This is a genomic window from Streptomyces sp. DSM 120436, from assembly GCF_055778765.1.
Genome location: NZ_JBSKBS010000001.1, coordinates 4,480,397 through 4,492,653 on the forward strand (window position 1 = coordinate 4,480,397; position 12,257 = coordinate 4,492,653).

Annotated in this window: 11 protein-coding genes and 3 pseudogenes; 8 read left to right on the top strand and 6 right to left on the bottom strand. The window is 74.7% G+C overall.

Annotation, left to right across the window (positions count from 1 at the left end; genetic code table 11):
* Positions 1-21 precede the first annotated feature (21 nt).
* From ACWH4W_RS19985 to ACWH4W_RS20000, 4 genes and pseudogenes are all read right to left on the bottom strand, one after another.
* Positions 22-654 (bottom strand): LutC/YkgG family protein, encoded by a 633-nt coding sequence (locus ACWH4W_RS19985; RefSeq protein WP_473077077.1) that lies wholly within the window; start codon positions 652-654, stop codon positions 22-24.
* Entirely contained in the window at positions 651-2,129 is a 1,479-nt protein-coding gene (locus tag ACWH4W_RS19990) for a LutB/LldF family L-lactate oxidation iron-sulfur protein (RefSeq protein ID WP_473077078.1), read from the bottom strand. Before ACWH4W_RS19990 ends, ACWH4W_RS19985 begins: the two co-directional genes overlap by 4 nt.
* The gene (locus ACWH4W_RS19995; RefSeq protein ID WP_473077079.1) at positions 2,126-2,881 is read right to left on the bottom strand and encodes a (Fe-S)-binding protein; all 756 of its coding nucleotides are present in this window, start codon (positions 2,879-2,881) and stop codon (positions 2,126-2,128) included. Before ACWH4W_RS19995 ends, ACWH4W_RS19990 begins: the two co-directional genes overlap by 4 nt.
* Positions 2,882-2,964: 83 nt before the next feature.
* Positions 2,965-3,281, bottom strand: a pseudogene (locus ACWH4W_RS20000) (FGGY-family carbohydrate kinase); the annotation flags it as partial.
* On the opposite strand from ACWH4W_RS20000, the pseudogene ACWH4W_RS20005 reads away from it, so the two are divergent.
* The 6 genes and pseudogenes from ACWH4W_RS20005 to ACWH4W_RS20030 all read left to right on the top strand — a co-directional run.
* Positions 3,243-3,610: pseudogene (locus tag ACWH4W_RS20005) on the top strand (L-rhamnose mutarotase). The pseudogenes ACWH4W_RS20000 and ACWH4W_RS20005 sit on opposite strands and share 39 nt — an antisense overlap.
* 50 nt (positions 3,611-3,660) lie before the next feature.
* Positions 3,661-4,680 (top strand): LacI family DNA-binding transcriptional regulator, encoded by a 1,020-nt coding sequence (locus ACWH4W_RS20010; protein ID WP_473077080.1) that lies wholly within the window; start codon positions 3,661-3,663, stop codon positions 4,678-4,680.
* 100 nt (positions 4,681-4,780) lie between these two features.
* Entirely contained in the window at positions 4,781-6,082 is a 1,302-nt protein-coding gene (locus ACWH4W_RS20015; protein ID WP_473077081.1) for an alpha/beta fold hydrolase, read from the top strand.
* Between the two features lie 47 nt (positions 6,083-6,129).
* Positions 6,130-6,873, top strand: a complete 744-nt coding sequence (locus tag ACWH4W_RS20020) for a PIG-L deacetylase family protein (protein ID WP_473077082.1) — start codon at positions 6,130-6,132, stop codon at positions 6,871-6,873.
* Positions 6,870-7,775, top strand: a complete 906-nt coding sequence (sigJ, locus tag ACWH4W_RS20025; protein WP_473077083.1) for an RNA polymerase sigma factor SigJ — start codon at positions 6,870-6,872, stop codon at positions 7,773-7,775. The genes ACWH4W_RS20020 and sigJ overlap by 4 nt, the downstream gene beginning before the upstream one ends.
* 53 nt (positions 7,776-7,828) lie before the next feature.
* A pseudogene (locus ACWH4W_RS20030) lies at positions 7,829-8,034 on the top strand (MBL fold metallo-hydrolase); the annotation flags it as partial.
* A 6-nt stretch (positions 8,035-8,040) separates the two neighbouring features.
* Here the strand turns inward: ACWH4W_RS20030 and ACWH4W_RS20035 are convergent.
* Complete coding sequence (locus ACWH4W_RS20035) at positions 8,041-9,558, bottom strand: cytochrome P450 (protein ID WP_473077084.1); 1,518 nt, start codon at positions 9,556-9,558, stop codon at positions 8,041-8,043.
* A gap of 111 nt (positions 9,559-9,669) precedes the next feature.
* On the opposite strand from ACWH4W_RS20035, the gene ACWH4W_RS20040 reads away from it, so the two are divergent.
* Positions 9,670-10,278: a TetR/AcrR family transcriptional regulator gene (locus tag ACWH4W_RS20040; protein ID WP_473077085.1), complete on the top strand. Its 609-nt coding sequence runs from the start codon at positions 9,670-9,672 to the stop codon at positions 10,276-10,278.
* An 86-nt stretch (positions 10,279-10,364) separates the two neighbouring features.
* Positions 10,365-11,093, top strand: coding sequence for a DUF2470 domain-containing protein (locus ACWH4W_RS20045; protein ID WP_473077086.1), 729 nt, complete (start codon positions 10,365-10,367; stop codon positions 11,091-11,093).
* On the opposite strand, the gene ACWH4W_RS20050 is transcribed toward ACWH4W_RS20045, so the two are convergent.
* The gene (locus ACWH4W_RS20050) at positions 11,061-12,257 is read right to left on the bottom strand and encodes a lactonase family protein (RefSeq protein ID WP_473077087.1); all 1,197 of its coding nucleotides are present in this window, start codon (positions 12,255-12,257) and stop codon (positions 11,061-11,063) included. The two genes, ACWH4W_RS20045 and ACWH4W_RS20050, sit on opposite strands and share 33 nt — an antisense overlap.

Genomic DNA, 12,257 nt, shown 5'->3' on the forward strand with positions numbered 1-12,257 from the left:
CCCCGCCTCCCGGCGGGCCGTTCACCGGACCAGCACGACCTCCAGGGTGCGCGGCCCGTGCACGCCCTCGACCCGGTCCAGCTCGATGTCGCTGGTCGCGGAGGGGCCGGAGATCCACGTCAACGGACGGGACGGGTCCAGGCGTTCGAGGGCCTGCGGGACGGACGCCACCACCTGGCCCGGGACGCGCACCACGCAGATGTGGTGGTCGGGGATCAGGCTGATGCGGCGCCGGCCCTGGTCGGGGGAGCCGTCGAGCACGAGGGTGCCGGTCTCGGCGACGGCCACGGCGCAGCCCGTCACCACGCTCTCCACCTCGTCCAGCTCCCGCGGAGTGCTGACCGCGCGGTCGTGCACGCGCGTGGGGCCGGCCGCCGGCATCCACTCCGGTGGCAGCCCCGGCGGCACGAGCACGTGCCGCGGTCCGCGCCGGGCGAGCAACCGCATGATCAGGTACGGCAGTTCCCCGGCGTCCGTACGGTGCACGACCGCCCGGTAGTCCGCCAGGTTCTCCGCCAGCAGGTCCACCGTCTCCTCGACGGTCCGCTCCCCGTGCGCGCGCAGGTAGTCCCGCTCGACCGTCGCGTCCTCGCCCGGCGGCACATCCACCAGCGCACGCCGCACCCGCCCCAGGATCCGCTCCCTGCTGTTCACGAACCGCCCTCCTTCCCGCCGTGCGTCCGCTGCCACCAGTCCCGGAACGGCTCCGCCGGCACCGGCGGCAGGTCCCGGGTCCCGCTCCACGCCCGGCCGGGTCCCGGCAGCGTGCGCGGATGCAGCCGGCGGGTGCGCGAGGCGAGCCGCTGCCCGGTGCGCAGCGCGGCGGGGCGGGTGAGCGCCCAGCGGGCCGCGCGCATCGCCGCCCGCTCGGCGGCGTGGCCCTTCGCCGGCCGCAGCAGCACCTTGTTGCCCTCGCGGACGGCCCCGCCGCCCTCCACCACCCGCTCCCGCAGACGCACCAGCACCTCGGGGATGTCGATGGCGACCGGGCACACCTCGTAGCAGGCCCCGCACAGCGACGACGCGAACGGCAGGGACGCGTCGATCTCGCTGTCCGTGCCCCGCAGTTGCGGACTGAGGACGGCGCCGATCGGGCCGGGGTACACCGACCCGTACGCGTGGCCGCCGGCCCGCTCGTACACCGGGCAGACGTTCAGACAGGCGGAGCAGCGGATGCAGCGCAGCGCCTGCCGGCCCACCTCGTCGGCGAGCGTGTCGGTGCGGCCGTTGTCCAGCAGCACCAGATGGAAGGCGCGCGGCCCGTCCCCGTCCGTGGTCCCGGTCCACATCGAGGTGTACGGGTTCATCCGCTCGGCCGTGGAGGAGCGGGGGAGGGTCTGCAGGAACACCTCCAGGTCCTGCCAGGTCGGCACGACCTTCTCGATGCCCACCACCGAGATCAGCGTCTCCGGCAGGGTCAGGCACATCCGTCCGTTGCCCTCGGACTCCACCACGACCAGCGTGCCGGTCTCGGCGACCATGAAGTTGGCGCCGGAGACGCCGACCTTGGCGCGCAGGAACTTCTCCCGCAGGTGCAGCCGCGCCGCCTCGGCCAGGTCGGCGGGCGTGTCCGTCAGCCCTTCGGGCGCGGGGCGGCCCCACTCGCCCATCTCCCGGGTGAAGATCTCCCGGATCTCCCCGCGGTTGCGGTGGATCGCCGGGACCAGGATGTGCGACGGCCGGTCCTTGCCCAACTGCACGATCAGCTCGGCGAGATCGGTCTCGTAGGCGGCGATGCCCTCCGCCTCCAGGGCCTCGTTGAGCCCGATCTCCTGCGTGGCCATCGACTTGACCTTGACGACCTCCGACTCACCGGTCGCCTTCACCAGTTCGGTGACGATCCGGTTGGCCTCGTCGGCGTCCGTGGCCCAGTGCACGGTGCCGCCCGCCGCCGTCACCGACTCCTCCAACTGCACCAGATAGCGGTCGAGACGGCGCAGCGTGCGGTCCTTGATCCGCATTCCGGCCTGCCTCAGCCGCTCCCAGTCCTCCAGCTCCGCGACCGCCCGCGCCCGCTTGGCGCGGATGGTGTGCGTGGCGTGCCGCAGATTGCCGCGCAGGGTGGTGTCCCGCACGGCCTCCCGGGCCGCCGCGGGGAAAGCGGGCATGCCGACGAACGTTCCGCTCATACGGCCGGGTCCTCCTCCGTGCTCGCCAGGATCTCCGCGATGTGCACCGGCCGCATGCCGGTCCGCAGCCGCGTCATCGTGCCACCGAGGTGCATCAGACAGGAGTTGTCCGCCGCGCACAGCACCTCCGCGCCCGTCGACTCGGCGTTGCGCACCTTGTCCGCGCCCATCGCCGCCGACACGTCGGCGTTCTTCAGCGCGAACGTGCCGCCGAACCCGCAGCACTCGTCCGCGCCCGGCAGCTCCACCAGCTCCAGCCCCTTCACCGCGCGCATTAGCCGCAGCGGCCGCTCGCCGAGACCGAGCGAGCGCAGCCCGTGACAGGTCGGGTGGTACGTCACCCGGTGCGGGTAGTACGCCCCGACGTCGGTCACCCCCAGCACGTCCACCAGGAACCCGGTGAGCTCGTACGTCTTCGGCACCACCGGCGCCAGCACCGTCGCGAGACCGTCCCCGCGCCCTTCCGACCGGGCCCGCTCACCCATCCGCGGGTACAGCTCCCGCACCATCGCCCCGCACGACCCGGACGGCGTCACGATCGCGTCGTGGTCGCGGAAGACGTCGGCGAAGTGACGGGCCATCGGCTCCGCCTCGTGCCGGTACCCGGTGTTGTAGTGCGCCTGTCCGCAACAGGTCTGCGCCACGGGGAAGTCGACGTCGACGCCCAGCCGGGTGAGCAGCTTCACCACGGCACGGCCGGTGTCCGGATACAGCGTGTCGTTGACGCAGGTCAGGAACAGTGCGACACGCATCGCGGCTCCTCGTCCGGTCGCTCATCGGGTGAGGGGCAGGGTAGTGCGGGTGCGGGCGTCTCGGGGAGACCCGGTCGGTGCCGAGCGAGCCGGTCGCGGGCCGCCGCCCGCCGCCGGGCGTCGCCGCGCGACTCGTACCGGGTGAGCGGCTGGGCGGCGGCCGGCAGCCGCCGCACGCCGGCGAGGTCGCCGACCCGACCCTGGGCGCGGGCCTGGACGAGCGCGTCGCCGAGCGCCGCCGCCCCGGCCGGCAGGCCACCACCGGCAGCCCGCAGGCGTCGGCGGTGAGCCGGCACAGCAGGGCGTCGCGGGCGCCGCCGCCCACCACGTGCACCACGCCCACCGTCCGTCCGGCGAGCCACTGCGCGTCCTCGACGGGGGTGCGGTGGGCCGGGGCCGCATCGACGAGTACCGCGCACGCCATGCCGCCGTGTGGCCGAGATGCGCGGGGCGCTCTCGGCCACCGGCTGGCACGACTGCTCCCTCTTCCTGCGCGACGACGGCCTCCTCGCCGGCTGCCTGGAGACCGACGACTTCGAGGCGGCGAAGGCCGGCATGGCGGCCACCGGGGTCAACGCCCGCTGGCAGGCCGAGATGGCGCCCTTCTTCGCGTCCCTCGACGGCTCCCGGCCCGATGAGGCGATGACCCCGCTCACCGAGGTCTTCCACCTCGACCGACGGTCACGGGCCCTCCCGCTCGTGGCCGGAAAGGGGCGGACCTGCGGGTAGGGTGAGGCCCGCCGTCGCCCCTCTCCCCGTAGCCCTGGAGGTCCCTGTCGATGGCCCGGTCGGTGGGTATCAAGGACGTCGCCCGCGTCGCCGGAGTCTCCGTCGGCACCGTCTCCAACGTGATCAACCGCCCGGACACGGTCGCCGCCGGGACCCGGGCCCGGGTGCTGTCCGCCATCGACCGGCTCGGCTACGTCCGCAGCGAGTCCGCCCGCCAGCTGCGCGCCGGCCGCAGCCGCATCATGGGCCTGCTCGTCCTCGACATGGGCAACCCCTTCTTCGTCGACGTGGCGCGCGGCGCCGAGCGGGCCGCGCGCGCGGCCGGCCTCGGCGTCATGGTCTGCAACAGCGCCCAGAGCCCCGGCGAGGAGGCCGAGTACCTGTCGCTCTTCGCCGAGCAGCGGGTGCGGGGCGTGCTCCTCACCCCCGCCGACGCCACCGGCCGCACCATCGAGGCGTTCCGCCGGCACGGCATCCCGTTCGTCCTGGTCGACCGGGTCGCCGAGGGCGCCACCGGGTGCTCGGTCTCCGTCGACGACGTGGCCGGCGGCGCCCTGGCCGTGCGGCACCTGGTCGACGCCGGGCACCGCTCCCTCGCGTACGTCAGCGGCCCGCCCGGACTCCACCAGGTCAGGGACCGCCGCACCGGCGCGCTGAACGCCCTCGCCGAGGCCGGACTCGGCCCCGACAGCCTGCACGAACTGCCCACCGAACGGCTCGACGTGGCCGCCGGACGCGACGCGGGCGCCCGGCTCCTCGGCCTGGCCCGCCGCCCCACCGCCGTGTTCTGCGCCAACGACCTGCTCGCCCTCGGCGTGCTCCAGGCGATGTACGCGGCCGGTGTCGGCGTCCCCGACGACCTGGCCATCGTCGGCTACGACGACATCGAGTTCGCCGCCGCGGCGGCCGTGCCGCTCACCTCCGTGCGGCAGCCCGCCGTCACCATGGGGGCGCTGGCGGCCGGACTGCTGCTGGAGGAGACCGAGGCCCCGGACACCCCGCACGAGCACCGCCGGGTCGTGCTCGCCCCGGAACTGGTGGTGCGACGCTCCAGCCTGTCGGCGCGCTGACCGCCGTTCAGGAACATTTTCATGATCCCGGGGTCGTTGGCCGCAGGAACATGTGCTGAACTGGTCGCGGCCCGACAATCCGTACGTCCCGGGAGTCCCGTTGACCGCCACCTACCGCCAGCCCGGCGTGGTCCTCACCGACCGCCGGTTCACCGTGCCCCTCGATCACGCCGCCCCCGCGGGCGAGACGATCGAGCTGTACGCGCGCGAGGTCGTCGCGAGCGACAAGGCGGACCGGGACCTGCCCTGGCTGCTCTACCTCCAGGGCGGCCCCGGCTTCGGGGCGAACCGTTTCATCGGAAAGCCGGCCTGGCTCGGCCGTGCCCTGGAGGAGTACCGGGTGCTCCTCCTCGACCAGCGCGGCACCGGCAGCTCCACGCCCGCCAACCGGCAGACGCTCCCGCTGCGCGGCGGCCCCGCCGAGCAGGCCGACTACCTCACGCACTTCCGCTCCGACTCGATCGTGCGGGACTGCGAGGCCATCCGCCCCCAGGTGACCGGCGGCGCCCCGTGGACGGTCCTCGGCCAGAGCTTCGGCGGCTTCTGCACCGTCGCCTACCTCTCCCTGGCCCCCGAGGGCCTGGACACCGCCCTGATCACCGGCGGCCTGCCCTCCCTCGACGCCCACGCCGACGACGTCTACCGGGCCGCCTACCCGCGCATCGAGCGCAAGGTCGCCGCCCACTACGCCCGCTACCCGCAGGACGTCGAGCGCGCCCGCCGCATCGCCGACCACCTCCTCACCCACGACGTGGTCCTGCCGAACGGCTACCGGTTCACCGTCGAGGCGTTCCAGTCCCTCGGACAGATGCTCGGCAGCGGCGACGGCAGCCACCGCCTGCACCACCTCCTCGAGGACGCCTTCGTCCCCACCCCGGCCGGCCCCGCGCTCTCCGACGCCTTCCAGGAGCAGGCGCAGGCCCTGCTCTCGTTCGCCGGTCACCCCCTCTACGCACTGGTCCACGAGGCGATCTACGCCCAGGACGCCCGCCCCACCGCCTGGTCCGCCGAACGCGTCCGCGCCGAGTTCCCGCGGTTCGACGCGGCCAAGGCGCTCGCCGGCGACGAGCCGCTGCTGTTCACCGGCGAGACCATCCACCCGTGGATGTTCGACTGCGACCCGGCGCTGCGCCCGCTGCGCGAGACCGCCGAACTGCTCGCCGAGCGCACCGACTGGACCCCGCTGTACGACCCGGCCCGCCTGGCCGCCAACGAGGTCCCGGTCGCGGCGGCCGTCTACCACGACGACATGTACGTCGACACCGCGCACTCCCTGGCCACCGCCCGCGCCGTCCGCGGCCTGCGCACCTGGGTGACCGACGAGTTCGAGCACGACGGCGTCCGCGCCGGCGGCCCCCGCGTCCTGGACCGCCTGCTCGCCCTCGCCCGCGACGAGGTCTGACCGCGCGCCCCCGTGCGCTGTCGGCGCACGGGGTTAAGGTGCCGGACATGACCGAGCCGACGATCAGTCAACTCCCGCCCCTGCCCGACGACTGGCAGCGCGCTCTGGCCGTGGTCGCCCACCCGGACGACCTGGAGTACGGCTGCGCGGCGGCCATCGCCGCCTGGACCGACGCCGGGCGCGAGGTCTCCTACCTGCTGGCGACCCGCGGCGAGGCCGGCATCGACACCCTGGAGCCGGCGCGGTGCGGGCCGCTGCGCGAGCGCGAGCAGCGGGCGAGCGCGGCCGTGGTGGGCGTGTCCGAGGTCGCCTTCCTGGACCACGCGGACGGCGTGATCGAGTACGGTCCGGCCCTGCGCCGGGACATCGCGGCGGCGATCCGCCGGTACCGCCCCGAGCTGGTCGTCACGTTGAACCACCGGGACACCTGGGGCGGCCACACCTGGAACACCCCCGACCACGCGGCCGTCGGCCGGGCCACGCTCGACGCGGCCGGGGACGCGGGCAACCGCTGGATCTTCCCCGAGCTGACCGAGCAGGGGCTCGAGCCCTGGGACGGCGTGCGCTGGGTCGCGGTCGCCGGTTCCGACACGCCCACCCACGCGGTGGACGCGACCGACGGACTGGAGCGGGCGGTGCGCTCCCTGCTGGAGCACCGCACCTACATCGAGGCGCTCACCGACGAGGACCCGGAGACGTACGCGCGCACGCTGCTGACCGGGTTCGCCGAGGAGACCGGGAAGCGGTTCGGCAACCGTCCGGCGGTCGCCTTCGAGGTGTTCCCCCGGTGAGCGTCGTGGGGGAGGACGAGGAACGGCTCGCGCGGAGCTTCGAGGAGCACCGCGCCCACCTCAAGGCGGTCGCCTACCGCATGCTCGGCTCGCTCGCCGAGGCGGAGGACGCGGTGCAGGAGGCGTGGCTGCGGCTGGGCCGGGTGGATCCCGCCGAGGTCGACAACCTCGGCGGCTGGCTCACCACCGTGACCGGAAGGATCTGCCTGGACCTGCTGCGCTCGCGCACCGCCCGCCGGGAGCAGCCGATGGACGACACGTTCGTCCCCGACCCGGTGATCCGGCCGCTGTCCCGGGTGGACCCGGAGCAGGAGGCGCTCGAGGCCGACTCGGTGAGCATCGCCCTGCTGGTGGTCATGGAGAGCCTCGACCCCGACGAGCGGCTGGCGTTCGTGCTGCACGACATGTTCGCCGTGCCCTTCGACGCCATCGCACCGGCGGTGGAGCGGTCGCCGTCCGCGACGCGGCAGCTCGCCAGCAGGGCCCGCCGCCGGGTCCGCGCCTCCGCTCCGCCGTCCGACCCCGACGCGGGACGGCAGCGGCAGGCCCTCGACGCCTTCCGCGCCGCCGCGCGCACCGGGGACTTCGAGGCGCTGCTCGCCGTGCTCCACCCGGACGTGGTGCTGCGCGCGGACGCGGGCGCGCTGGTCCAGGGCGTGGCCGGCTCGAAGCGGCTCCGGGGCGCGCGGCGCGTGGCCGAGTCGGCGACGCTGTTCGCCCGCTCCAACGCGACCGCCCGCATGGTCCTGGTCAACGGCGCCCCCGGCCTGGTCAGCGTGGTCGACGGCCGGGCCGGCTCGGTCCTGACGGCCACCGTCCACGACGGCCGCATCACCGCCCTCTACATCCTGGCGGACCCGGACCGGCTGGCGGGGGTGGTCCTGCCGGACGAGGGGGAGTGAGGGGCCGACCGGAATCGCAGGAACGCGTCGCTCGTGCGTTCCGGGATCGCGAGATGAGTGACTTTCACCTCACGGTCCTGGGCTCCGCGACGCCCTGCCCGAGCGTGGGCCATCCGTGTTCCGGCCATCTGGTGTCGAGCGGGACACCCATGTCCGGGTGGACGCGGGCAGCGGGACGCTCGGCCCGCGCCGGCGACACGTGCGGCTGGACGAGCTCGACGCCATCTGGATCTCGCATCTGCACGCCGACCCCGGTGCCGCCTTCTCAATCGGCTAGGCCGCCGCTGCCTCGGGGCGCCGCCCCGCTGTCCGTCCGCTGCGCCGGGATGTCCGGGCGCAGCGGACCGCGCCGCACCGGGCGCAGCCGCAGTCCCTCCGGCATGAACGTGAGCCGTTCCGTCACGCGGAGGCGGTACTCCGGGTCGGGGCGCAGGTCGTAGCGGCGCAGCAGCAGGCCCAGGACCAGGGTCGCCTCGTGCAGGGCGAACTGGCGGCCGATGCAGGCGCGGGCGCCCGTGCCGAAGGGCTTGTAGGTGTGGGGCGGACGGGAGCGTACCGCCTGCGGCTCGAAGCGGTCCGGGTCGAAGTCGTCGGCGTCCGCGCCCCAGACCTCGGGGTCGCGGTGCAGCATCGGGACGAGCACCATCGTCCACGCCCCGCGCCGCATCGGATGCTCGTCCGCCAGCACCGTGTCCTGCGTCGCCTCCCGCGAGTACGCCGGCGCGGTCGGCCACAGCCGCAGCGACTCGTCGAGGACGCGGCGGACGTGACGGAGCCGGGCGACCTGCTCGTAGGCGGGCGTGTCCGTGTCGCCCCAGACACGGTCCACCTCGGCGCGGGCGCGGTCCGCCACGTCCGGGTGGAGGGACAGGTAGTGCAGCGCGAAGGACAGCGCGCCCGAGGTGGTCTCGTGCCCGGCGACCAGGAAGGTGATGACCTGCCGGCGCACGTTCTCCGGTGACAGCCGCTCCCCGGTGCGCGGGTGCGCGGTCTCCAGCATCCGGTCCAGCAGGTCGCCGTCCGCGTGCCCGTCCGCGCGTCGGCGGCGGACCACCTCGTCGACGATGTGGCCGATCCGCGCGATGTCCTCGGCGTTGCGCCGGTCCGCCCGTCGCAGCAGCAGCGGGGCCAGCGGCGGCGGCACGTTGTTCAGCCGCTGCGCGTGGGAGAGGGCGCCGACCATCGCGGTGACGAAGGGGTGCGGACGGGACCGTTCGAAGGAGCCGAAGTCGTGCCCGAACCCGGTGCGGGCGATCGTCTCCAGCGTCAGCTTGGTCATGTCGCCGGGCACGTCCACCCACCGCCCGTCCGCCGCCGCGCGGTCCCAGTGCTCGGTGAGGCGCGCGGCCACCGACAGCATCATCGGGTGGTAGCCGGCCATGGCCTCGCGGCTGAACCCGGGCGCCAGCACGTCGTGCGCCAGTTGCCAGTTGGGCTCGTGGTTGTGGGCGGTGAACAGCCCGTCGCCCCCGAGCGGGCGCAGGTTGGCCACGCCCAGCCCCACGTGTTTGGCGAACCGCGACTCGTCGGCCAGGTCGGCCACCAGCCGGGGGCCCCACGTGAACACGAACTCCCTGCCGAAGGCGCGGCGCCGGAAGATCGGCCCCAACTGCCGGGCGATCCGCACCGTGTCCTGCATGGGCGTGCGTCTGCCCGCCCCGAGGACGTCGCCGAGCAGCGGCAGCCGGTGCGGCGGGTGCGGTATGCGGTGCAGTGCGGGCCAGCCCTGCTCCGCGCTGCGGAACCCCTTCGGCACAACGGCCCGTGCCGTCGTCTCCGCCATGACGCGGTCTCCTTCGGTCCGGCGAGCGAGTGGCGACGTGTTGCACATGAGTTCAATAACGCGGACCCAGTCTGGTCCGGCGGCCGGACCGGCGTCAACTACAGTGCGGGAATGGCCGTGGACCAGGGCGGGCGCGCGCGCCGTCGGCTCAGCACCGAGGAGCGTCGGGAGCAACTGCTCGCGGTGGGCGCGCGGTTGTTCTCCGAGAGCCCGTACGACGAGGTGTGGATCGAGCAGGTCGCCGAGATCGCCGGGGTGTCGCGCGGGCTGCTGTACCACTACTTCCCGGCCAAGCGGGACTTCTTCGCGGCCGTGGTGGAGCGGGAGAGCGGGCGGATGCTCCGGATGACGGCGCCCGTGCCGGGCGTCCCGGTGCGCGCGCAGCTCACCGCCGGGCTCGACGCCTACCTGGAGTACGTCGAGGCCCACGCGCACGGCTTCCGCGCGTTCCACCGCGCCGACGCGGCGGGGGACCAGGCGGTGCGGCGGGTGTACCGGCGGGCGCTGGCCGCGCAGGAGCGGCAGATCCTCGCCGCCCTCGCCGCCGACCCCGAGTTCGGTCCCGTGCTGGGGGGCCGGCCCGACACCCGGCTCGCGGTGCGCGGCTGGCTGGCGTTCACCACGGCGGTCTGTCTGGAGTGGCTGCGCGAAAAGCGGTTGGGGCGCGACCAGGTGCGCGACCTGTGCGCACGCGCGCTCCTGGGCGTCCTCGCGCCCTGAGAGGTCTCGAAAGGATCACCGGAGGCGGTTGGCGCACGCCCCGATCTTCGATAGCTTAGGCAAGGCTTACCTAATAGGAGGTTGGGATGGGTGACCACACGCACGGCTGGGCCGCCGCACCGGGCGCGGCCGAGCGGGCCCGCTCGGTGCTCGCCGCCGCATGGTCCTGCACGGTGACCGCGGAGGGCGCCCGCGAGGAGCTGGTCGGCGCGTCCACCGTCACGGACGACGGACGGGTGCTGCTGGAGGTGCCCGAGGACAGCGCGCTGGTCGCCGCCGCGCTCTGCGCGCCGCGCGGAGAGCCGTCCGCCGTGCTGGAGTACGCCGACGTCGCACCCGTCCCCGTGCGCGACCGGATCCGCTCCCGGGTGTGGCTCGCCGGAGGGTTCTCCGTCCGGGACGGCCGGCTCGCCTTCCGGCCCACCCGGGTGGTGCTCCGCCGGCCCTCCGGCGCGCTGACGGTCGGCCCCGACGAGTTCGCCGTCGCCGCGCCCGACCCGTTGGCCGGCGCCGAGGCGCGGCTGCTGGCCCACCTCGCGGACTGCCACGCCGACGCCGTCGACCGGCTCACCCGCCTGGTGGACCGGGCGAGCCTGCAGGGCGCGGTCCGGGTGCGGCCGCTCGCCGTGGACCGGCACGGACTGACCCTGCGCATCGAACGCGCCCGCACCGACGGCGACGTGCGGCTGCCGTTCCACGCGCCCGCCGACGACCTCGCGCAGCTCACCGAGCGCATGCACGTCCTGCTCTCCCAGGCGAGCGCCGCCTCCTGCCCCCGGCCGCTACAGCGGCAGCGCGCAGACGGCGACGGGTGACGCGAACGGCTCGCCCGCCGGCCGCAGTTCACCGCTGTCCGCGTCCACGCGGAACACCGTGACGTCGCCGGACCTCTGGTTCGCCGCGAACAGCAGCCCGCCGTCGGGGGAGAGGGCGATGTGACGCGGGAAGTCGCCGCCCACCGGCACCGTGCCGAGCAGTCGCAGCCGGGCCCCGTCCTCCTCGACGGCGTACCGGGCGAGGCTGTCGTGGCCCCGGTTCGCGAGGTACGCGTACCGGCCGTCGCCGGTGACGACGAGCTGCGCCGGGTAGTTGGTGCCGGACCCCGAGCCCGTCGGCTGCGGCTCGCCGATCGTCAGCCGGCCCGACCCGGGCTCGTACGCGCACACGGCCACCGTGTCGTCGAGTTCGTTGGCGAGGTAGGCGTACCGGCCCCCGGGGTGGAAGGCCAGGTGGCGTGGTCCCGCGCCGGGCCGCGCGGTGGCCCGGGAGACCTCGGTGAGGGTGCCGGCCCGTTCGTCCAGGCGGTACGTGTACACGGTGTCCGTGCCCAGGTCCACGGCGAGGACGTGACCGCCGTCCGGGGCGGTGACGCACTGATGGGCGTGCGGACCCTGCCGGCCCGGGCCCGGCGGCGGGTCGGAGTGGACGACCGTCTCCGTGCGCTCGCCGAGCGCACCCGACGCCCGGATGCGGTGCACCGCGACACTGCCCGAGCCGTAGTCGGCGCTCAGCAGGAACCGGCCACGGGGATGCACCGACAGATGGCAGGGGGAGGAACCGCCCGTGGCGCTGCTGCCCAGGACCTTCCGGTCGGACAGCCGCACGGCGGTCACGGCGCCGTCCTCCCGCTCGTTCACCGCGTACAGCGTACGGCCGTCCGGGTGCACGGCCAGGAACGACGGGTCACCCACCCCGCCGACGACGCCCGCGCCGGTGATCCGCCCCGTCGCCGGGTCGTACGTCGCCAGACCGATGCCCTCGCCGCCGCCGTCGACCGAGGTGTACGTGCCCAGGTACAGCGGGCGCGGCCCCGAGGGCGTCGCGCTCGGCGCCGGCGGGCCGGTCACCGTGGCGGGAGCCGGCGGGGCCGGCGCGTCGGACGGCGGGGAACCGCCGTCACAGGCGGACAGCGACACCCCCGCGGCCGTCCCCGCGAACGTGCCCACGAAGCGGCGCCTGCTCAAGTCGGCCCTGTTCAT

What these genes read in the sequence shown, in the direction of transcription:
- ACWH4W_RS20035 (WP_473077084.1), bottom strand. Translation starts at nt 9,558, where the DNA reads ATGGCGGAGACGACGGCACGGGCCGTTGTGCCGAAGGGGTTCCGCAGC.
- ACWH4W_RS20050 (WP_473077087.1), bottom strand. Translation starts at nt 12,257, where the DNA reads ATGAACAGGGCCGACTTGAGCAGGCGCCGCTTCGTGGGCACGTTCGCG.
- ACWH4W_RS20010 (WP_473077080.1), top strand. Translation starts at nt 3,661, where the DNA reads ATGGCCCGGTCGGTGGGTATCAAGGACGTCGCCCGCGTCGCCGGAGTC.
- ACWH4W_RS20045 (WP_473077086.1), top strand. Translation starts at nt 10,365, where the DNA reads ATGGGTGACCACACGCACGGCTGGGCCGCCGCACCGGGCGCGGCCGAG.
- ACWH4W_RS20020 (WP_473077082.1), top strand. Translation starts at nt 6,130, where the DNA reads ATGACCGAGCCGACGATCAGTCAACTCCCGCCCCTGCCCGACGACTGG.
- ACWH4W_RS19990 (WP_473077078.1), bottom strand. Translation starts at nt 2,129, where the DNA reads ATGAGCGGAACGTTCGTCGGCATGCCCGCTTTCCCCGCGGCGGCCCGG.
- ACWH4W_RS19995 (WP_473077079.1), bottom strand. Translation starts at nt 2,881, where the DNA reads ATGCGTGTCGCACTGTTCCTGACCTGCGTCAACGACACGCTGTATCCG.
- ACWH4W_RS20040 (WP_473077085.1), top strand. Translation starts at nt 9,670, where the DNA reads ATGGCCGTGGACCAGGGCGGGCGCGCGCGCCGTCGGCTCAGCACCGAG.